This window comes from Crossiella cryophila (genome assembly GCF_014204915.1).
GTDB classification, from domain to species: domain Bacteria; phylum Actinomycetota; class Actinomycetes; order Mycobacteriales; family Pseudonocardiaceae; genus Crossiella; species Crossiella cryophila.
On record NZ_JACHMH010000001.1, the window covers coordinates 2205813 to 2225561 of the forward strand.

The 19749-nt window shown below is 72.1% G+C and carries 17 protein-coding genes and 1 pseudogene; 8 read left to right on the forward strand and 10 right to left on the reverse strand.

All coding sequences use genetic code 11. The features are described 5' to 3' along the window. Window positions 1-103: 103 nt before the first annotated feature. Both HNR67_RS46630 and HNR67_RS10390 read right to left on the reverse strand, forming a co-directional pair. A pseudogene (locus HNR67_RS46630) lies at window positions 104-334 on the reverse strand (helix-turn-helix domain-containing protein); the annotation flags it as partial. Between the two features lie 372 nt (window positions 335-706). Continuing rightward, window positions 707-3562, reverse strand: coding sequence for an ATP-binding protein (locus tag HNR67_RS10390; RefSeq protein ID WP_221489834.1), 2856 nt, complete (start codon window positions 3560-3562; stop codon window positions 707-709). Window positions 3563-3752: 190 nt separating this feature from the next. Here HNR67_RS10390 and HNR67_RS10395 point away from each other — a divergent pair, with 190 nt between their 5' ends. Next, entirely contained in the window at window positions 3753-4910 is a 1158-nt protein-coding gene (locus HNR67_RS10395; protein ID WP_185001838.1) for a S8 family peptidase, read from the forward strand. A 52-nt stretch (window positions 4911-4962) separates the two neighbouring features. Here the strand turns inward: HNR67_RS10395 and HNR67_RS10400 are convergent, their stop codons facing one another. Beyond that, window positions 4963-5901, reverse strand: coding sequence for a hypothetical protein (locus tag HNR67_RS10400; protein WP_185001839.1), 939 nt, complete (start codon window positions 5899-5901; stop codon window positions 4963-4965). Window positions 5902-6088: 187 nt separating this feature from the next. Here HNR67_RS10400 and dhbC point away from each other — a divergent pair, with 187 nt between their 5' ends. From dhbC to HNR67_RS10415, 3 genes are all read left to right on the forward strand, one after another. Further along, window positions 6089-7258 carry an isochorismate synthase DhbC gene (dhbC, locus tag HNR67_RS10405; RefSeq protein WP_185001840.1) on the forward strand — a complete coding sequence of 390 codons (1170 nt, stop codon included), beginning with the start codon at window positions 6089-6091 and terminating at the stop codon, window positions 7256-7258. Window positions 7259-7272: 14 nt separating this feature from the next. Then, window positions 7273-8457, forward strand: a complete 1185-nt coding sequence (locus tag HNR67_RS10410) for a 3-deoxy-7-phosphoheptulonate synthase (RefSeq protein ID WP_185001841.1) — start codon at window positions 7273-7275, stop codon at window positions 8455-8457. A gap of 111 nt (window positions 8458-8568) precedes the next feature. Continuing rightward, window positions 8569-9234: a glycoside hydrolase family 75 protein gene (locus HNR67_RS10415; RefSeq protein WP_185001842.1), complete on the forward strand. Its 666-nt coding sequence runs from the start codon at window positions 8569-8571 to the stop codon at window positions 9232-9234. A 4-nt stretch (window positions 9235-9238) separates the two neighbouring features. Here the strand turns inward: HNR67_RS10415 and HNR67_RS10420 are convergent, their stop codons facing one another. Together HNR67_RS10420 and HNR67_RS46175 are read right to left on the reverse strand one after the other, a co-directional pair. Further along, window positions 9239-9940, reverse strand: a complete 702-nt coding sequence (locus HNR67_RS10420; RefSeq protein ID WP_185001843.1) for a response regulator — start codon at window positions 9938-9940, stop codon at window positions 9239-9241. Continuing rightward, window positions 9937-11190 carry a sensor histidine kinase gene (locus HNR67_RS46175; RefSeq protein WP_185001844.1) on the reverse strand — a complete coding sequence of 418 codons (1254 nt, stop codon included), beginning with the start codon at window positions 11188-11190 and terminating at the stop codon, window positions 9937-9939. Before HNR67_RS46175 ends, HNR67_RS10420 begins: the two co-directional genes overlap by 4 nt. Before the next feature lie 112 nt (window positions 11191-11302). On the opposite strand from HNR67_RS46175, the gene HNR67_RS10430 reads away from it, so the two are divergent. Further along, complete coding sequence (locus tag HNR67_RS10430; protein ID WP_185001845.1) at window positions 11303-12007, forward strand: DUF998 domain-containing protein; 705 nt, start codon at window positions 11303-11305, stop codon at window positions 12005-12007. A gap of 29 nt (window positions 12008-12036) precedes the next feature. Continuing rightward, complete coding sequence (locus HNR67_RS10435; protein ID WP_185001846.1) at window positions 12037-12492, forward strand: hypothetical protein; 456 nt, start codon at window positions 12037-12039, stop codon at window positions 12490-12492. On the opposite strand, the gene HNR67_RS10440 is transcribed toward HNR67_RS10435, so the two are convergent. After that, a complete protein-coding gene (locus tag HNR67_RS10440; RefSeq protein ID WP_185001847.1) occupies window positions 12489-13130 on the reverse strand; it encodes a TetR/AcrR family transcriptional regulator in 642 nt (213 codons plus the stop codon). The two genes, HNR67_RS10435 and HNR67_RS10440, sit on opposite strands and share 4 nt — an antisense overlap. A 126-nt stretch (window positions 13131-13256) precedes the next feature. Here HNR67_RS10440 and HNR67_RS10445 point away from each other — a divergent pair, with 126 nt between their 5' ends. Continuing rightward, window positions 13257-14468: a lipase family protein gene (locus HNR67_RS10445; protein WP_312986937.1), complete on the forward strand. Its 1212-nt coding sequence runs from the start codon at window positions 13257-13259 to the stop codon at window positions 14466-14468. A 19-nt stretch (window positions 14469-14487) separates the two neighbouring features. Here HNR67_RS10445 and HNR67_RS10450 read toward each other — a convergent pair whose 3' ends face one another. The 3 genes from HNR67_RS10450 to HNR67_RS10460 are packed head-to-tail and all read right to left on the reverse strand — an operon-like array spanning window position 14488 to window position 17536. After that, window positions 14488-15465 carry an ABC transporter substrate-binding protein gene (locus HNR67_RS10450; RefSeq protein ID WP_185001848.1) on the reverse strand — a complete coding sequence of 326 codons (978 nt, stop codon included), beginning with the start codon at window positions 15463-15465 and terminating at the stop codon, window positions 14488-14490. 11 nt (window positions 15466-15476) lie between these two features. Then, a complete protein-coding gene (locus HNR67_RS10455; RefSeq protein WP_312986938.1) occupies window positions 15477-16487 on the reverse strand; it encodes a FecCD family ABC transporter permease in 1011 nt (336 codons plus the stop codon). Window positions 16488-16489: 2 nt separating this feature from the next. Next, window positions 16490-17536, reverse strand: coding sequence for a FecCD family ABC transporter permease (locus HNR67_RS10460; protein WP_312986940.1), 1047 nt, complete (start codon window positions 17534-17536; stop codon window positions 16490-16492). A gap of 15 nt (window positions 17537-17551) precedes the next feature. Between HNR67_RS10460 and HNR67_RS10465 the strand changes: the two genes are divergently transcribed. Next, window positions 17552-17896, forward strand: a complete 345-nt coding sequence (locus HNR67_RS10465; protein ID WP_185001849.1) for an RNHCP domain-containing protein — start codon at window positions 17552-17554, stop codon at window positions 17894-17896. Here the strand turns inward: HNR67_RS10465 and HNR67_RS10470 are convergent. Continuing rightward, window positions 17883-19733, reverse strand: coding sequence for an FUSC family protein (locus HNR67_RS10470; protein WP_312986941.1), 1851 nt, complete (start codon window positions 19731-19733; stop codon window positions 17883-17885). The genes HNR67_RS10465 and HNR67_RS10470 overlap by 14 nt on opposite strands. Window positions 19734-19749 lie beyond the last annotated feature (16 nt).

The window sequence follows — 19749 nt, forward strand, 5'->3', positions numbered from 1 at the left end:
GTGCTACCCCAGATGTGCCGTGCGCCGGCAGTACGGTCGGCCTGTCCCCATGACGGCTCAACCGGAATCGCCCTGCCCTCGCGGCCCGCTCGAACTCCCTCAGTTCGTCGCCGGCCAGTCGCAAGGTCGCCGCCAGTGCACCGACGGTGCGCTGCTGCGGTCCCCTCGCTCTCCCCCTCTCCAGATCACTGATCGTCCTTACGCTCAACCCGGAGCACATCGCCAGATCTTCCTGGGTCAGGCCGTTGGCTCGCCGGTGCCGCAGGAGCATTCCCCCGAAGTCTCCTGAAGTTAAGCGAACCTCATCCGGTGTTGAATTTTGAACTGTTGACATCCTTCCTCCCGGTGCGCGCTGCGGCAATCGGGCTGACGGGCACCCCGAATTGGTCGACCACCGGGCCCCGGTGGTGATCGACCTGCCGCCCCATAGCCAGTCTGGACGCTGTGTCGCAACCCTCGCCAGTGTGTTGACAAAAGCTCAAATGAAGCTGCGCCGTCTCACCTGAATCACGTAATGATGAGCACTGTCCTGTAACCCTCGGTGACAACGACGGGGGTGACTGGCCGGTACCCCAGCTCAGCGTGATCTCCAGACTCTGCAGTTTCACCTAGATTCCGGCTGATCAAGCCCGTTTTGCTGGCGTGAAACCGACGTCAACCGGGTACAGATCGCCCGATCGGGCGGACGTCTGGCTGCACGATCGAGCTAACTCGGAAGATCTACCAGGTCACTCCTGGAGGCCAGGCCGAGCTTGCGCAGCACCTTGGCCACGTGCTGCTCCACCGTGCGCGGGGACAGGAAGAGCACCTCGGCGATCTCCCGGTTGGTCCGGCCGTGGGTGAGCAGCCTGGCCACATCGCGTTCCCTCGGCGAGAGTTCCGGCCCGTAGCCGCGGCGGCCGCGCCTGGCCGGGGCCGCGGGTGCGGTGAGCCCGTGTTCGCGCAGGTGGCGGCGGCAACTGGCGGCATCCCTGGTGGCGCCGAGCAGGTCGAAGGCGGCGGCCGCCTCGGTCAGCTCGTCCACCGCGGTCTCGCCCGCGGTCAGCCGCAGCCGGGCGGCCTCCTGCCGGGCCTGCGCGGCCAGGTAGGGGTGCGGCAGCGCGGCGTAGGCGGTCGCGGCGGCGGTGAGTGCCTCGGCCCCGGCGAGCAACCGGCCGCGGGCGCCCAGCAGCAGGCCCTGGCCCGCCAGCACCGCGGCGGCGGCCAGTGGCGCGTCCTTGCCGGTGGTCTCGGCGGTGAAGGTGGTCAGCAGTTCGGCGGCTGACGGCAGCTGCCCGGCGTGCATCCTGGCCACCAGGGCCAGTGGCAGCAGTTCGGCCGCCCACAGCCAGATGCCGGTGCGGCGCACGATGGCCAGGCCCTGTTCGGCGTGCGCGAGCGCGGCCTCGTGCTCGGCCCTGGACAGCTGCATCCGGGTGTAGGCGGCGGCCGCGACCATGATCACCGGGGTGAAGGCGTCGTCCGGGGTGTCCAGTCCGGTGGCGCCCAGATGCGCCTCGGCCTCCGGCCATTCGCCGCGGGCCACCGCGAGCTGGCCGAGCACCAGGGACAGTTCGGTGGCCACCGGCCGCAGGTCCCGGTAGTCCTCCAGCTGCCGGGCGCAGCGGTCGGCCAGGCCGTCCCAGCAGCCGGTGGAGAAGTCCAGCCGGGCCGCGGTGGCCCTGGCCACGCTGACGATGAACGGCATGCCGCCCTCGATGGCCATCTGCAGCCCGGGGTCCAGCCAGGCGCGGGCCTGCCGGTAATGGCCGGTGGTGGCGAAGGCGTCGCCGAGGTTGCAGTAGGCCCTGGTCAGGTGTTGCCTGCCGGCCTCGGTGGGGGCCTGCCGGGGGAGCCGGTCCAGGTCGGGGCGGACCCCGGCGTCGCCGAGGTGCACCCGCGAGCCGAGCTGGTTGGCCAGCAGGTTGAGGGTCAGTTCGGGGTCCAGGTCGGCCTCGATGGCCTTCTGCGCCCTGGCCATCCAGCGCAGGTTCTCCCGCAGCGCCACGGTGCCGCGGAAGGGCTGGGCGAGCACGGACATGGCCTTGGCGCCCAGCGGGGACTGCGCGCCGACCTCCTCGATGGCCATCGCGATGTCCCGGCGGCCCTCCTCCAGCCCGCCTGCCTGGCGGACCAGCAGGAAGCCGAGGTTCATCCGGGTGGCGCCGCGGGCGGCCGGGGAGAGCCGGGGGTCGTCGAGCACCCGGCGCAGCACCGCGGAGACGTCGAGCTGCTCGACCCCGCGGACCGCGTTCGCGCCGAGTTTGCCGGCCAGCCGGTCGATGTCGGGGGTGCTGAGCTGGGGCAGTTCGACCAGTTGCTGGTAGAGGTCGGTGGCCAGCCCGGCCTCGCCGACCGCGGCGGCGTGGTCGGCAGCGGCCTCGCAGTGCCGCCGCCAGCCCGCCAGGTCGCCGGCCTCCCGGCTGTGCCGGGCCAGCTGCACCCACGGGGTGGGTTCGGCCGCGGCGAGTTCGGCGGCGGCGCGGGCGTGCAGCTGCCGCCGGTCCGGGCCGGGAATGGTGTCGTAGACGGCCTCCTGGGCCAGCGAGTGCCGGAACCCGTAGCGGCGGCCGGGCAGCTCGTGCAGGACCACTCCGGCCAGCGCCTGCACCAGGGCGGCGCCGACCTCGCCCGCGGTCATCCCGGCCACGGTGGCGAGCAGGTCCTCCTCGGCTGGCACGCCGAGCACGGCGGCGGCACGCACGATCCGGGCGGCCAGCGGGTCCAGCGCGGCCAGGCGTTCGGTGGTGGCCTCGCGCAGCAGCACCGGGACCCGCAGGTGGTCGAGCAGCCTGCGGGCGGTGGCGGTGCGCACCTCGCCCGCGTGGTCGCGCAGGGCGTGCAGGGCTTCCTCCACCACGAACGGGATGCCCGCGGTGCGTTCGTGCAGCCGGGCGGCGAACCCGGCGGCGGGCAGCGGAGTGCCAAGGATTGCGCGGGACATCTCATGGACCCCCGCCACGTCCAGCGGGGCGAGCCGGAGCATGGCCGCGCTGACCCCGTGCGCGGGCCGGAACGCGCTGCCGAGCAGGGCGCCGCCCAGGTCCTCCCGGCGGTAGGTGACCACCAGGGCCAGCTCCGGCGGTGGGCTGGCGACCAGGAAACGCAGCAGGTCCCGGCTGCCGTCGTCGCCCCAGTGCAGGTCCTCGACCACCAGCAGCGCCGGTCCGGCGGCCACCAGCAGCTCGCGCACGGCCCGGAACAGCCGGTGCCGCTCGCCTGCCGGGTCGCCGAGTGGTTCGGGCTGGGCCGGCAGCCGGTGCGCGATCTCGGGCAGCAGGGACCGCAGCGCGCCGGTGACCGGGTTGAGGCCGGGGCCGACCCGGTTGCCCAGCCCGCCGAGGGCCTCCAGCACCGGGCCGTAGGGGAAGGGTTCGCGCAGCGGCTGGCAGTGCCCGAGCAGCACCGGGGTGCCGATGCCGGTGAGCAGTTCGCGCAGCAGCCGGGTCTTGCCGATGCCGGCCTCGCCCTCGACCAGCACCAGCGCGGGTGGCCGGGCCACCGCCTCGGCCAGGATGCCCAGTTCGCGGTGCCTGCCGACCAGCACCGGCGAACTGGTGCGCAGGCCGTTGTCCCTCGCCATCGCACGCTCCCCAGGTGTGTGGACCAATCGCCATCTTCGCTGGTCCCGCTGGCGAGCGCGTCCCTCCGGACGAAGGGTTTTCAGTGAGTACCGGCCGAAGGAAACTGAAACGGCTGTGAAGCCATTGTTTCCGCTTACCGTTCGAGTTGTTCGCCAGAGACGATTCCCCTGCAATCGGAAGGCTGGGCACATGCGAAAGTCGACGGTCGTTGTCTGTCTGACCGCGGTGGCGTTGAGCGCTGCCGCGGGAATCGGGGCCGGTCCGGTCTTCGCCGCCGAGGCGGCGGTGGTCGGCGCGTCGGCGCCGGTGCCGGGCAGCTATATCGCCGTGCTGAAGGATGTCCCCTCCGCCGCCTCGGCGGCCGCCATGGCCACCCGCTACGGCGGCGACCTCGGGGACACCTACACCGCCACCATCCGCGGTTTCCACGTGCGGAACCTGACCGCGACGCAGGCCCGCAGGCTGGCCGCGGACCCGGCGGTGCGCACCGTGTACCAGGACGGCACCGCGCGGATCGCGCAGACCGTGACTTGGGGCCTGGACCGCTCCGACCAGCGCGCACTGCCGCTGGACCGCAAGTACGCCCCGGCAGGCACCGGCGCGGGCGTGACCGCGTACGTGATCGACAGCGGCATCCGGAAGTCGCACACCGAGTTCGGCGGCCGGGCCGCGATCGGCGCGGACTTCCTCAACGACGGCCAGAACGGCAACGACTGCCACGGCCACGGCACGCACGTCGCCGGGACCATCGCGGGCAAGACCTACGGCATCGCCAAGGAGGCCAAGGTCGTCGCGCTGCGCGCGCTGGGCTGCAACGGCAGCGCGCCGGACTCGGCCGCGGTCAGCGCGATGGAGTGGGTCACCAAGAACGGGGTGCGGCCGGGCGTGGTGAACATGAGCCTGGGCATGGACAACGTGGGTGTGGGCGATGAGGCGCTCAAGGCCTCGGTGCGCGCCGGGTTCACCTACGTGGTGGCCGCAGGCAACAGCTCCGCCGACGCCTGTGGCACCAGCCCGGCCCGGGTGCCGGAGGCGATCACCGTGGGCGCCACCGGCCGCACGGACAACCGCGCGGGCTTCTCCAACTACGGCCGCTGCCTGGACATCTTCGCGCCGGGGGAGAGCATCACCTCGGCCTCGCACAGCTCGGACACCGGCACCACCGGCATGAGCGGCACCTCGATGGCCAGCCCGCACGTGGCAGGCGGCGCGGCGCTGGTGCTGGGCGCGAACAAGAACGCCAGCCCCGCCGAGGTGCTCAAGGCGCTGCTGGACAAGTCCACGCCGAACGTGGTGAAGAACCCGGGTTCCGGTTCGCCGAACAAGCTCCTCTACGTGGGTAAGTGAAATTTCACATCGCCCCCGCCCGCTATCGCATTCGCGGGCGGGGGCGATGTGCTCAGTTCCATTCCCAGCGCAGTCCGACAATTCCGGCGGGAACGTCCAGGGCCACCAGGTGCGCGGTGCGGAACGCGCCGATCCACACGTCCTGCCGCCCGACCTCCGCCGCCCACAACCCATGCCGATAGGTCTGGAAGCAGCGGCTGGGCACCGCGTCCCGGTGGAACTCCACCTGGGCCACGTACTCCCGCACTGGGCGGCGGAACCGGTGCAATCTGCTCGCCGAGGCCTGTCCGGCCGGCCAGACCACCTCGTACTCCAGCACCGCGGTCTCACCCGCGCGCAGCATCCGGTCCAGGATCAGCTCGGCCACCATCAGCCGCTGGTCCGGCCCGACCCGGCTGCGCCCCAACCGGCAGGACCGCCGGGCCGACACCGCCGGCGCCGCGCCCTCGCCGAGGTAGGTCACCGCGCACCGGTCCACCCCGTCCACCTCGGCCCTGATCACCGCCCGCACCGTGCTGGACCCGTCCACCCCGTGCTCGTTGACCACGTGCACCTCGTGCAGGCTCAGGTAGGTCAGCTGCTCCTCGGTCGGCGCGCCCAGCGACTCCAGCAGCCCGGACAGGGTGGCCGCGTCCTCCCACAGCGTGTCCAGCGGCCGCACCGGGAAACTCCGGCTGAGCCAGCGCCCCCTCGGCCGCCGCGGCCCGAGCAAGGCCAGCAGGGTGTGCCTGGGCAACCCGAGCACTTCCTCCAGCACGCCCACCGCGGCCAGTGACTCCCGCCGCTCCGGCTGGGACCGGCCGCGCCGCCAGTAGCTCAGGGTGGACAGGCTGACCCGCACCCCGCGCTGGGCCAGCCGACGTTGCAGCGAGTCCAGGCTGAGCCCGCTGCGTTCGATGGCGCTGGTCAGCAGGGCCGGGAAGCTGTCCGGCACGGTCAGGTCCGGCTCCCCGGTCCTGGGGGCGGGCAGCGGGAACGAGCGCAGGTGCATGGCCGTCACTGTCCGGCGGTCTTCGGCGGCCGAACAATCCGGAGGCCGGTAGGTAGGGGGTACGCGACTTATTCGTACCGGTGATCAGAGTCACCCGTCCGGGTGGTAGTCGAGGCCGCGCGGCAGACTAGGTTCTACTAACGAAGGTTAGCCTGCCCTTAGCAAGTAGTTGACGAAGTGAGGACGCATGACCACGCGGCACGCCAGCACCGTGAGCCCGGTCGAGCTGCTGTCGGAGTACCGCGCCGGATCGTCCTTCTTCTTCTCCTCGCCACGGGGAGTGCTGCTCGCCGAAGGCGTGGCCGCGCCCGTGCCCAGTGTCGCCGCCCCGGGCGAACTGCGCGCGCTGCCCGGCCGGGTCGCCCAGGTGCTGGCCGAGGCCGAGCCCGGTGCGCTGGTGGTCGGCGCGGTGCCCTTCGACCACAACGCCGCCGCCAGCCTGGTGGTGCCGGAGGTGGTGCGCCGGGCCGAGGCCTTCTCGAGTGAGGTGCGGCTGCCCGAGCTGAGCATGAACGTGCCGGAGTGGGAGATCACCCCGGTGCCCGAACCCGCGGCCTATGTGCGCTCGGTGCGCGCCGCGCTCACGCCGCTGGGTTCGGGCGAGTTGGACAAGGTGGTGCTGGCCCGTTCGCTGGCGCTGACCGCGCCGACCACGGTCGACCTCGGCCGCCTGCTCAACAACCTCATCCGCCGGGACCCCGCCGGCTACTCCTTCGCCGCCGACCTGCCCGGCCGCACGCTGATCGGGGCCAGCCCCGAACTGCTGCTGTCCCGGCGGGGCGGCAAGGTGCTGTCCAACCCGCTGGCCGGGTCGGCCGCCCGCAGTGCCGATCCGGAGGAGGACCAGCGCCGCGCCGCCGCCCTGCTGGTCTCGGCCAAGGACCGGCACGAGCACGCGGTGGTGGTGGACGCGGTGGCCGCCGCGCTCCGCCCCTACTGCCGCACCCTGGACGTGCCGGCCGCCCCCGAGCTGGTGCGCACCGCGACCATGTGGCACCTGTCCACCAGGGTCACCGGCGAGCTGGCCGACGAGCGCAGCTCCGCGCTGGAGCTGGCCGCCGCGCTGCACCCGACCCCCGCGGTGTGCGGCACCCCGGTGGAGGCGGCCAGGGAGACCATCAACGCCCTGGAGCCCTTCGATCGCGGCTTCTACACCGGCATGGTCGGCTGGTGCGACGGCCGGGGCGACGGCGACTGGGTGGTCACCATCCGCTGCGCCGAGGCCGACGACCACTCGCTGCGGCTGTTCGCCGGGGCCGGCATCGTCGGGGACTCCAGCCCGGAGGCCGAACTGGCTGAGACAGCCGCTAAGTTCCGCACGTTGTTGCTGGCCATGGGCATCGAGCAGATCGCCTGAGCTGGAGGTCTCCGATGCACACCGAACTGATCCGCGAGTCGCTCGCGGCCGAGGAACTGGCGTACTGGCAGCTACTACCCGCACGGCAGCAACCCAACTGGACCGACCCGACGCTGGCCGCGGCGCACCGCGCCGAACTGGCCGCCCGGCCGGGGCTGGTGCACTGGTCCGAAGTGGACGGACTGAGCCGCTGGCTGGCCGAGGTGTCCACCGGCAGCGCCAAGGTGGTGCAGGCCGGTGACTGCGCCGAGGACCCGGCCGAGTGCACGCCGGAACACATCGCGCGCAAGGTGGCCATGCTGGACGCGCTGGCCGGGGTGGTCGGCGGCGGCAGCGGACTGCCGGTGGCGCGGGTGGGCCGGTTCGCCGGCCAGTTCGCCAAACCCCGCTCCAAGCCCTCGGAACGGCACGGCCAGCTGGACCTGCCCTCCTACCGCGGGCACCTGGTCAACGGTCCCGAGGCCGATCCCGCCGCCCGGCGCCCGGACTCGGCCCGGCTGCTCTCCTGCTACGACGCGGCCGGCGTGGCCGTCGGCGCGCTGCGCGGTGCGCGCAGGCCGTTCGGGCAGCCGGTGTGGACCTCGCACGAGGCCCTGGTGCTGGACTACGAACTCCCGTTGCTGCGCAAGAACCCCGACGGCGAGACCTTCCTGGCCTCCACGCACTGGCCGTGGATCGGCGACCGGACCCGGCAGCCCGACGGCGCGCACGTGCGCCTGCTCGCCTCGGTGGCCAACCCGGTGGCCTGCAAGGTCGGCCCGACCACGCCGCGGGCGGACCTGCTCAAGCTGTGCGAGGTGCTCGACCCGCACCGCACCCCCGGCAGGCTGACCCTGATCGCCCGCTTCGGTGCGCGCCGGACGCCGGAGCTGGCGCCGCTGGTGGCCGCGGTGCGCGCGGCAGGGCATCCGGTGGTGTGGCTGAGCGATCCCATGCACGGCAACACGGTCAGCGCGGCGGGCGGGGTCAAGACCCGGCTGCTGGCCGATCTGATCTCCGAGGTCAGCCAGTTCCAGCGGATCGTGCCGGAACAGGGCGGCATCGCGGGCGGCCTGCACCTGGAGGCCACCCCGGACCCGGTGACCGAATGCCTCGGCGCCGGCGTGGAGCCCGATGACCTGGGCCGCTGCTACACCTCGCTGTGCGACCCCCGGCTGAACCAGCAGCAGGCCATCACCCTGGCCGCGGCCTGGCGCTGACCGCTTTGTCCGGCTGAACCTACTCAGGTCGGTTGCGCCGGCGCCCGCACCGGGTCGATAGTTCGGAGAACGCCGCCACGTAAGGAAATCTTTCTTACCTGGGAGGTGGACATGCGCAAGCTGATCGTGCTCGCCGCCGGAGCCCTGCTCGCCGTCACCGGACTCACCGGACCGGCGGTGGCCGCGGCGCCGGCAGGCGGACCCACCGCGGCGCAGTTGCTGGCGAAAGTGGCTTCCTGCAACCAGATCTCCACCGGCAAGTACCGCACCGACACCGGGACCGGCGCGACCGTGCCGGTGTGCGGCCAGTCCAAGGTGGTGCACTGGCGGGCGGACCTGGACATCGACTGCGACGGCCAGATCACCCCGGAGTGCAACAAGAACACCGATCCGTGGTTCCAGCCGGACACCGCCTTCCACCAGTCCGACGGCAAACCGCTGATCTCGGCCAGGCTGCCCTACGTGGTGGTGCCCAGCCCGAGCGGGACCTTCGACTACCGCAAGCACGGGATCGTCGGCGGTGGCGTGGTCGCGGTGATCTACAACAACAAGGTGCAGTACGCGGTGGTCGGCGACACCGGTCCGGCCAGCATCATCGGCGAGGCCTCCTACGCCGCGGCGAAGAACCTGGGCATCAACCCGGACCCGCACCACGGCGGCAGCGACGGACCGGTGACCTACATCTTCTTCAAGGGTTCCAAGGTCTCCCCGATCGAGAACGCGGCCAAGGCGGTCAGCGCGGGCGAGCAACTCGCCACCGCCTTCGTCGGGAGCTGACCGCTCAGACACCGGGGCGCACCAGACCGGTCTCGTAGGCCAGCACGATGGCCTGGGCCCGGTCGCGCACCGCGAGCTTGGCCAGGATCCGGTTCAGGTGCGTCTTCACGGTCTGTTCGGAGAGCACCAGTTCCACCGCGATCTCGGTGTTGGACAGGCCCTTGGCCACCAGGGTGAGCACCTCGGTCTCCCGGTTGGTCAGCACCGCCAGCCGCTCCGGCCGCGCGGTCGGGGCGGCCGGCCGGGTGCGGACGAACTCGCTGATCAACCGGCGGGTCACCGTCGGCGCCAGCAACGCCTCCCCGGCCGCGACCACCCGGATCGCGGCGATCAGCTCGGCGGCGGGGGCGTCCTTGAGCAGGAACCCGCTGGCCCCGGCGCGCAACGCCTCGAACACGTAGTCGTCCAGATCGAAGGTGGTCAACACCAGCACCCGCAACGGGTTCCCCGCCGACTCATCGTCCGAAGTGGACAGTTCGCCGAGTAGTCGCCTGGTGGTCTCCAGGCCGTCGAGGCGGGGCATCCGGATGTCCATCAGCACCACGTCCGGCCGCTGCCCGCGCGCCTCCAGCTCGGCGATCCGGGCCAGCGCCTCGATCCCGTCACCCGCGCCGCCGAGCACCTCGATGCCCTCCTGCGCGCCGAGCAGCCCGGCGAAGCTCTCCCGCACCATGGCCTGGTCATCGACCACGAAGACCCGGATCACGCCGCCCCCTCGGTGTTGCCGGCCAACGGAATGCTCGCCCGCACGGTATACCCGCCGTCCGGCCGCGGCCCGGCCTGGAAACTGCCGCCGACGATGCCGATCCGCTCGCGCATCCCGGTGATCCCGTTGCCCGGCCCGGCCTCGCCAGGCGGGTCGGCGCCGGGATCGTTGTCCACCACCAGGTGCAGCCCATCCGGTAAGTGCCGCAGCCACACCTGCACGGCGGCCCCCGGGCTGTGCCGCCGGGCGTTGCTCAGCGCCTCCTGCGTCACCCGGTACACCGCCAGCCCGACCGCCGCCGGAACCGGCCGCGGCTCGCCCTCGACGGTCAGCGTCACCGCGGGCCCCGACTCGTTCGCCGCCGCGACCAGTCCCGGCAACTCGCCCAGCGTCGGCTGTGGCGCCAGTTCCGGCCCGGCGTCCTCGGCCCGCAGCACCCCCAGCAGGCCGCGGGTCTCCGCGAGCGCCTGCCGGGCGGCCACGCCGAGCTGGGCAAGCTCTTCGCGCACCCGATCGTCCGAAATGGACAGTCGATAGGGCGCGGAATCGGTGCGCACCGCGATCATCGACAGGTGGTGCGCGATGATGTCGTGCAGTTCCCTGGCGATCCGGGTGCGCTCCTGCAGCACCGCGGTCTTCGCCTGTTCATCGGCCATGTCCTGGCGCACCCAGGCCAGTTCGGACTCGGTGTCGCGCAACTGGCTGCGACTCACCCCGGCCAGCACCGCGGCCAGGGCGAACAGCGGCGGGAAGAACGAGTCCACCCGGCCGCCCAGCGGGATCATGCTGGCGAGCATGGTCAGCCCCACGGTGATCACCCCGATCGGCAGCCGGTACTGGCGCGGCGCACGGGCCGCGGCCTGGTAGATCGCCGGGATCAGCGCCAGCGCGCCCATCGACCAGGGCCGCTCCAGGTTGGGCAGACCCATGAGGATCCGGGGGAAGTCGAGCAGTGGTGAGACCACGGTCAGCGTCACCAGCACGCCCATCGCCAGCCGCCACGCCGTCAGCGGCGACCGCGTGCTCAGTGCCCAGGGCAGCAGGTGCGCGAGGACGAACACCACCGCGACCAGCGTGCCGAACAGGTGTCCCCAGGTGAGGATGTTGGCCGCGGTCAGGTACAGGAACAGCACCGTCGTGATGGCGTGGCGCACCCACAGCGGACCGGGCAGTCCGGCCACCGGCGGGCCACACTCGGCGTCCCTGGCGGTGACGAGCACCCGCCACCCGGCTTGGAGGTGTTTCCGCATGGCGCCGACGCTAGCCAGGATCCGGCCGCCGATCGTCAACCGCTGGTCCGGTTTCCGGAGTCAACCCGTGGTGTGACGACGAGACAGAACCGGTCTGGCCAGTCTCGAACGCATGGATCCCACACTGCGTCTGCTCACCCGGCTGCTCGCCACCTCGGCCCTGTGCTGGCTGGCCTGCGCGGCCGCGGTGGCCTTCTTCATCGACTACGTCTACTTCGGAGCGTTGGACCCGTTCCGGTCCACCTTCAGTGAGTTCATCTTCACCCGGCAGGGGGCCAGGCTGGTCGGCATCAGCATGCTGGCCACCGCCTTCGCCTCACTGGTCCTCGGCGCCGCGCTGATCAGCGCCAAGGTGCCGGGCTGCCGGGCCGCGGCCTGGCTGATCGGGGTGTGGGCGGTGGGCCTCGGCATCGCCGCGGTGTTCCCGATGGAACCGGTGCACGAGCCGCTGACCGCGCACGGGGCTGTGCACCGCTACGCCGCGCTGACCGGGTTCATCACCTTGCCACTGGCCGGATTGCTGCTGGCGGCGCAGTTCCGCGCGCATCCGGAGTGGGCCTCGCTGACCCGCACACTGCGGGTGCTCTCCACCCTCGGACTGGCCGGGGTGCTGGCCTTCCTGGTCACCTTCCTGCCGCTGGCGCGACCGCTGTGGCTGCTCGGCGAACGCGGCTACAGCGGCCTCACCGAACGGCTGCTGCTGGCGGTGCACGTGCTGCTGTTGCTGGTGCTGGCCTGGCGGCTGCGCAGGCACGCAGCGCAGCCGGAGATCACCCCGAAGCGGGAACCCGCACTCGTCCGTGGCGAACGCTGTTGACGTCCACAATGGACCCCTAGCGTGGACGGATGCGCCGAATCGCCGCCCTGGCCGCCCTGCTCGCGGCCGTCGCCGTCAGCCCAGCCGCCACCGCAACCCCCGGCACCACGCTGAACTTCACCGCCACCCGCAAGCTGATCACGCTGCCGCAGTTCCCGGTGCCCGGCACCGGTTACGCGGTGCAGTCCGAGCTGGCCAACACCGACGGCTCGGCGGCGGGCAAGCTCACCATCAACTGCACCGTGGTCGCGCTGACCGTGGACCTGCCGCCGCTGATCGAGGCGCAGTGCCTGCACATCTTCCGCTTCCAGGACAACGCGGAGATCCACACCACCGCCCGGGTGACCAGGAAGCTGGCCAGCCAGGAGACCCACCGGGCCGCCATCGTCGGCGGCACCGGCCGGTTCCGGGGTATCGAGGGCGAGGGCACGATCGTCTTCGACACCGAGACCACGGTGAAGTACAGCCTGGACTACGACGTCTAGGGGGTCGTGATCGCGGCGACCATCAGGTGCCGCATGGCCGCGGTCACCTCGGCCGCCGGCAACGGCCGCTCGGCCGCCTGCCACTCCCGCAGCAGCCCGGTCACCGCACCCACCAGCGCGGTCGCGATCAGGTGGTAGTCCCGGTCAGGGGCCTGGCCGCGGCGGGCCGCGCGGGTGGCCTCGCCCTCGATCAGCGTGGTCCACTCGGCCACCCAGCGCTGGTGCTGGCGCTCCATCGCCGGGCTCACCCCGACCGCCTCCACGTAGGCCAGCCGGGGCCTGCGCGGGTCGGCGGTGATGTCGGCCATGAACACATCCAGCAGGGTGCCGATGCGGGCCGGTGCGTCCGCGGCCTCCGGCAGCGTGCGCAGCGCGCCGACCACGTGGTGCAGCGCGACCGCGTTGATGTCGTTGTGCAGGCTCAGCAGCAGGGCCTCCTTGTTCGCGAACTCCTCGTAGAAGTTCCGCGTGGAGACCCCGGCGTGCGTGCACAGCTGCTCGATGCGGGTGCCGTGGTAGCCGGCGGTGGTGAACAGCTCCAGCGCGGCCTCGACCAGCCGGGCTCGGCGGTCGGCCTTGCGCTGTTCGGGACGCATGCCGCGGTAGATGCGCGCGGTGGTCCCCGTCTCCTGGGCCATACGACCAGCGTAGATCGTTCGGGGGGTGTTCGATTGTTAAGTGGTCATGACCATTGCCACATCTGGTCCGGACGGCCTAGCGTGTGAAAATCTCGATTACCAGAGCGAGCGTCCAGGAGGTCGCCCGTGTCGCCGTCCCCCCGACTCCGCCTGCTCAGCGCCTGTCTGCTGACCGTGTTGGCGCTGACCACCCTGCCCGGCACCGCCACCGCAGCCCCGGCCGCGGTACCCCTGCCCTCCGCCGACCCCTTCTACCAACCGCCGAATCCGCTGCCCGCCGGAAAGCCCGGTGACCTGCTGCGATCCCGTCAGGTCAAGGTCACCGTGCTCGGCCTGGAGGTGCCGGTCTCGGCCTGGCAGATCCTCTACCGCTCCACCTCGGCCGCCGGCGCGCCGATGGCGGTCTCCGGCACGATCCTGGTGCCGCGCACCCCGTCCACCGGCAAACCGCGTCAGCTGGTCAGCTACGCCGTCGGCGCGCACGGCCTGCACGAGACCTGCGCGCCCTCCTACAAGATGCGCACCGGCACCGAGAACGAGGTGGCCCTGATCGGCCAGTTCCTGCTCGCCGGGTTCGCCGTGGTGATCACCGACTACCAGGGCCTCGGCACCCCTGGTCCGCACACGATGGCGGTCGGCCCGGCCGCCGGGCACGCCATGCTGGACGCGGCCCGCGCCGCGCAGAAGACCCCCGGACCGGAACTCGGGGTCGGCCCGGTGGGCATCTACGGCTACTCCCAGGGCGGCCAGGCCGCCAGCCACGCGGGGGAGCTGCAGCCCAGCTACGCGCCGGAACTCCAGGTGGCGGGCGTGGTCGCCGGTGGCATCCCGCGGGACCTGCGCCAGCTGTTCCCGACCATCGACGGCGGCCCGTTCTCCGCGCTGATGATCGGCGCGGTCTCCGGGCACATGGGCGCCTACCCCGACCTGCCAGCGGAGTTCATCAACGAGGCCGGGAAGCGGCTGATCGCCAAGCAGCGCACCGAGTGCATCATCGGCACCATGCTGCTGACCGGCGCGTTCAAGCGGCTCAAGGACCTCAGCACGGTGCCGGATCCGATCAAGGACCCGCGCTGGGACGCCCGGCTGGCAGCGGATGTGCCGGGCAGTCACAAGCCGACCGCGCCGGTGTTGCTCTTCCACGGGGACTTCGACGAGGTCATCCCGTTCAAGGTGGCCAAACCACTGCTCGCGGACTACTGCGCCCGCGGTGCCACGGTGGAATGGCGCACCACCCACCTCACCGAGCACATCCTGGGCAACATCGCGGGGGTGCCGATGGCGGTGGCCTGGCTGAAGTCCCGGTTCGCCGGGGTGCCCGCCGCCACCTCCTGCTGAGGCGCGGCGGGCCGCCGGTTCAGCCGACCACGTCGGTGCGCGAGCGGCGGACCAGCTCGGCCAGCTCGTTCATCACCTTGGCGAAGGACTGGTAGCTCATCGGGGCCGCGGCGAACCACGGTCCGACCTGATCGGCCTGCACCGCGGGGTGCAGCTTCCAGGTGCTGATCCCGGCCATCTGGGTCGGGGTCAGCGCCTGGGCCTCCCGGTTGTCCACCAGCACCAGGTCGGCCGGGAACTCCCTGACCTGCTCCCAGCTCACCTTCTGGAAGTAGTCCGCGCCCGCCTTGGGCTCGTAGATGTCCAGGCCGAGCGAGCGGAAGTACTTGAGGTCGCCGGACTCCTGCGGGCGCACGATGTAGAGGTCGTCCTTGGTCGCGCTGACCACCAGGATCTTCAGGCCCGGCTTGGCCTTGGCCGCCTCCCGCAGACCGGCCTCGGCCTTGTCGAAGTCGGCCTTGGCCGCGGCCACCGGACCGCCCTTGACGTCCGCGCCGAGTGCTTCGGCCAGCGCGCTGAACCGGGACAGCACCTCGGGGATCGGCTTGCCGCCGATCTTGATCCCGGCGGTCGGCTTGACCTTGTCCTTGGCGGTGTCCGGCACGTACCAGAGCGTCTCGTCATACATCGTGGTGATGGTCAGCTCTGGCCGCAGCGAGGCGAACTTCTCCAGGTTGAACTCACCGTAGGTGGAGCCCACCGACTGCACCGAGTTCAGGTCCACGTTGCCGATCTGCGGGTCGGTGCGGCCGTCGGCCAGCTTCTGCGGGCCGAACACGCCGGTGACCTTGACCCCGAAGTCCCACAGCGTGCCAGCGGCCGCGGACTGGGCCACGATCCGGGTCGGCCTGGCCGGCAGGCTGATCTTCTCGCCGCGGTCGTCGGTGAACTCCCACGAGCCACCGCCGGTCGGGCCGGTGGCGCCGCAGGCGGCGAGCAGTCCGGCGGCGGCCAGCAGCGCGCCCCCTCGCAGCAGGTGACGGGTCCTTCCCAGCATGTTCTTTCCTTTCAGCCGGCGTTGGCGCGGTTGGCCCTGGCCAGCAGCCACAACAGGAACGGCGCCCCGACCACCCCGGTCACCACGCCCACCGGCAGTTCGGCGGGCAGCAGGGTGCGGGCGATCAGGTCGCTGACGAGCAGGAGCAGGGCCCCGGTCAGCCCGGAGGCCAGCAGGGGCGGGGTCGCCGACCGGCACAGCCGCAGCGCGAGCTGCGGGGAGACCAGTGCGACGAAGACGATCGGTCCGGCGGCCGCGGTGGCCACCGCGGCCAGGCCGACCGCGATCAGGCCGAGGGAGAGCCTGGCCCGCTGCACCGGGATGCCCAGCCCGGTGGCGGTGTCGTCGTTGAACTGCAACGCGTCCAGCCAGCGGCGCAGCAGCAGGGTGGGCGGCAGCAACAGCACCAGGGCCACCGCGATCCAGGCCACGTGGCCGAAGTCGCGTGCGTTGAGCGTGCCGGTGAGCCACACCATCGCGCCCTGCGCGTCGTAGACCCCCAGGCGCAGCAACAGATAACTCGTCGCGCCGGTGCACACCGCCTGCACGCCGATACCGACCAGCACGATCCGGTAGCCGGTGGTGCCGCGCTTCCAGGCGAGGGTGTACACGGCGAAGGCCGAGGCCAGCGAACCCAGCAACGCCAGCAGCGGCACGCCGAGCCCGCTGCCGAGGCCGAGTGCGGTGCCCGCCACCACGACCACGTTCGCGCCGCCGGTGATGCCGATGAAATCGGGGCTGGCCAACGGATTCCGGGTCAGCGACTGGAACAGCGCGCCGGAGATGCCGAAGGCCAGGCCGACCAGCAGTCCGACCAGCGCCCTTGGCAGCCGGAGTTCCTGCACCACCAGCAGGGTGGCGTAGTCGCCGATGCCGCCGAGGGCGGCCACCACCTCGTCCAGGCCGAGCTGGAACTCGCCGACGGCGAGGCTGACGCAGAACATCAGCAGGGTCAACGCGGCCAGCAGTGCCGAGAGCACGCTGACGCGGACCCGGTTGCCCAGCTTCACGGTGGTCGTCACGATCACAGCTCCGGGAGGCGCTGGCGGCGGACCAGCGCGATGAAGAAGGGCGCGCCGAGGCAGGCCACGATGATCCCGACCTGGAGTTCCTCCGGCCGGGCCAGCACCCGGCCGAGGATGTCCGCGGCCAGCAACAGGATCGGCGCCAGCACCGCCGAGTAGACCATGACCCAGCGGTGGTCCGGCCCGGTGAGCTGCCTGGCCATGTGCGGCACCACCAGGCCGAGGAAGACCATCGGTCCGCAGGCGGCCGTGGCCGCGCCGGCCAGCAGGGTGATCGCGACGATCGAGATCACCCTGATCCGCCCGACGTTGTGCCCCAGCGCCTTGGCCACGTCCTCACCCAGCGCCAGGCTGTTCAGCGCCGGGCTGACCGCGAACGCCAGCACCGCGCCGACGAGCAGGAACGGCAGCAGCTGGGCGAGCACCTTCGGGTCCTGGCCGTTGATCGCGCCGACCGCCCAGAACCGGTACCGGTTGAGGGTGGCCGCGTCCAGCAGCAGCACCGCGGAGACCATCGAGTTGAGCATCGCCGAGACCGCGGCCCCGGCCAGCGCGAGTTTGGCCGGTCGCGCGCCGTCCCGGCCGAGGCTGCCCAGGCCGAAGACCACCACGGTGGCGATCAGCGCGCCGGCGAAGGCGAACCACACGTAGCCGTAGAACGAGCCGAGCCCGCCCAGCAGCGCGGACAGCGTCACGCCGAAGGCCGCGCCCGAGGTGACCCCGAGGATGCCAGGGTCGGCCAGCGCGTTGCGGGTCACGCCCTGCATCAGCGCGCCGGCCAGGCCCAGCGCCGCGCCGACCGCGAGGCCGAAGCCGGTGCGCGGCATCCGCAGGCCCTGCACGATGGCGCTGGAGTCCGGGTCATCCGGCCGGAACACCGCGCGGAAGACCTCGCCGAAACCCAGGTCGGTGCTGCCGACCATGATGGACAGCACGGACATCAGCAGCAGCACACCGAGGGCGAGGAGCAAGCCGAGTGGGCGCGACAGACCGGCCCGTGCCGACCGCCTGGTCGTCACCGGTTGCCGCTTATCGACCGTGGTCACGCGGTGAGGATAGCCATGCCTAAGTATGAGGACGCGACCGATTCCGGCGCGGGGGCGGCCCGGTTCACCCGGCGGGTCGAGGACTTCACCTGCGGTCACTGCGAGCGCACGGTGCGTGGTAACGGTTACACCAACCACTGCCCGCACTGCCTGTGGTCCCGGCACGTGGACGTCAACCCCGGCGACCGGGCCGCGACCTGCGGCGGACTGATGCCGCCGGTGGCCGCGGGCATCAGCAAGGACGCCTACTTCGTGGTGCAGCGCTGCGAGAAGTGCGGCCACCAGCGGCGGAACAAGACCGCGCCCAGGGACAGCAGGGAGACGATCCTCACGTACTTCGGCCGCCCTATCCCGGGCTGATCATCGAGGTCGCCCGCCGCAGGCCGACCACGTCCGCGGCCAGGCTGTCGATCAGCAGCCGCTGCTCCTCGGTGCGCGGCTCCGGCGGTTCGGCCGCCTGCCCGGTCTCCTCCAGCGCGCGCACCAGCCAGTCCAGGGTGTCCCTGGTCAGTGCCGGGTCGCCGCCGTGCATGAGCAGGCCGGCGGTGCCGCTGCGCAGGCCGCGCAACGCGTCGTCGGCCTGGGCCAGCGCGGTCCGGTTCACCTCGGTGTCGTCCCGGCCCTTGAGCTGACCGCCGAGCAGTTCGTGCAGCCGCGCGGCACTGCGGCGCTGGTCCCTGATCAGCGCGCGCACGTCCAGTTCGGCCCAGGACTGCCCGAGCCGTTCGGTGATCGCGGTCAGCCCGGCCCTGGCGCCCTCGGTGGCCCGGCGCAGCCGTTCCAGCGGGGACGGGGTGCGCATGCCAGGCACCACGGCGAAGCCGAACAGCAGCCCGATGCCCACCGCGAGCAAGATCAGCAGCACGTACTCCACCAGCACCGGGCCCGGGTCCAGGTGCCGGGTGGTGGCGTTCATGCCGACCAGCATCAGCACCATGCAGCCGTTGAAGATGATCGGATAGCGCTGCTGGAAGCCGAACCCGATCATCATCGCGACCAGTCCGATCGGCATCAGCGCGGCCTGCGGCAGCACCCACAGCACCGCGACCAGGGCGAGCGCGCCGAGCAGGGTGCCAGCCGAGCGCTGCCAGGCCTTGAGCGCACTGGCCCGCCAGTCCGGCTGCATGATCATGAACACCGCCATCAGGAAGGACGGCATCAGCGGGTCGCCTGGTCGCTGGGCGGCGATGAGCAGGGCCAGCAGCACGCCGAGCGCGCAGCGCAGCGCGTGCCGGAACTGGGCGGACTGCCAGGAGATGGCCTCGATCAGCCGCTCGCCCGGGTACTCCGCGCCCAGCCGGGACTCGGTCGGCGTCCGGTCCCGGTCGGTCAGCGCGGTGCGCACCCGGTCCAGGCCGTCCCACAGCGTGACCACCATCGCCGAGGTCTCGCCGGGCAGCTCGGCCGGGGTGGCGGGCCGCTCCGGCGCGGGCGGCGCACTGCCGTCCACCACCGCCGCGGCCAGTGCGGCTGCCTCGGCCTTGGCCGCGTCCAGCAGCGCGCGCAGCTCGGTGGCCAGTGCCTCGTCGAGCTGGTGCACCCGGTCGGTGAGCAGGAAGAGCTTGGTGCGGTAGCGCAGTCCGCCGTCGAGCACCTGCCCCAGCCACTTCCGCTGCCGGTCCCCGCGCCAGGCCCGGATCGCCGCGTCCGGTCCGCGCACGTCGGTGGCGGTGAGCATGCCGGCCACCGCGGTCCTGGTCGGCTTGTCCGGGTCCCGCAGCCCGAGCAGCAGCCGGCACACGATCACCACGGCCGCGCCGAGCGCGGGCGCGAACACCACCTGCCAGACACTGGCGGTGCCGGTGGTCTGGAAGGCGTACCCGAACAGCGCGCCCATGCCCAGCCCGAGCCCGACGGTGATGAACCGCGGCCCGAAGGTGGGCAGCAAGGCCACCGCGAACACGATCACGGTCAGCACCGCGATGGCCGCGGCCACCGACACCTCGGCCAGCAACCGCGGCCCGGCCACCACCAGCACCATGGCCGGCGCGAACACCGCGAGCAGCTTCAGGTCCGGCCACAGCGCGCCGCCGAAGGCCGCGATCAGGCAGAACATCGCGGACAACGCGCCGAGCACCGCGGCGGGACCGAGTCCGGCCAGGAAACCGAGCCCGGCCACCCCGCCGATCACCACGATCATCATGACCGGCAGCATCAGGGCGGAGGGACCCCCGGACCGGGGCGCGCTGGTACTCACCCGCCGATCATGCCGG

Coding starts and splice junctions, on each gene's coding strand:
- HNR67_RS10410 (WP_185001841.1), top strand. CDS start 7,273: ATGCACACCGAACTGATCCGCGAGTCGCTCGCGGCCGAGGAACTGGCG.
- dhbC (WP_185001840.1), top strand. CDS start 6,089: ATGACCACGCGGCACGCCAGCACCGTGAGCCCGGTCGAGCTGCTGTCG.
- HNR67_RS46175 (WP_185001844.1), bottom strand. CDS start 11,190: ATGCGGAAACACCTCCAAGCCGGGTGGCGGGTGCTCGTCACCGCCAGG.
- HNR67_RS10435 (WP_185001846.1), top strand. CDS start 12,037: ATGCGCCGAATCGCCGCCCTGGCCGCCCTGCTCGCGGCCGTCGCCGTC.
- HNR67_RS10400 (WP_185001839.1), bottom strand. CDS start 5,901: ATGCACCTGCGCTCGTTCCCGCTGCCCGCCCCCAGGACCGGGGAGCCG.
- HNR67_RS10415 (WP_185001842.1), top strand. CDS start 8,569: ATGCGCAAGCTGATCGTGCTCGCCGCCGGAGCCCTGCTCGCCGTCACC.
- HNR67_RS10395 (WP_185001838.1), top strand. CDS start 3,753: ATGCGAAAGTCGACGGTCGTTGTCTGTCTGACCGCGGTGGCGTTGAGC.
- HNR67_RS10440 (WP_185001847.1), bottom strand. CDS start 13,130: ATGGCCCAGGAGACGGGGACCACCGCGCGCATCTACCGCGGCATGCGT.
- HNR67_RS10430 (WP_185001845.1), top strand. CDS start 11,303: ATGGATCCCACACTGCGTCTGCTCACCCGGCTGCTCGCCACCTCGGCC.
- HNR67_RS10390 (WP_221489834.1), bottom strand. CDS start 3,562: ATGGCGAGGGACAACGGCCTGCGCACCAGTTCGCCGGTGCTGGTCGGC.
- HNR67_RS10465 (WP_185001849.1), top strand. CDS start 17,552: ATGCCTAAGTATGAGGACGCGACCGATTCCGGCGCGGGGGCGGCCCGG.
- HNR67_RS10450 (WP_185001848.1), bottom strand. CDS start 15,465: ATGCTGGGAAGGACCCGTCACCTGCTGCGAGGGGGCGCGCTGCTGGCC.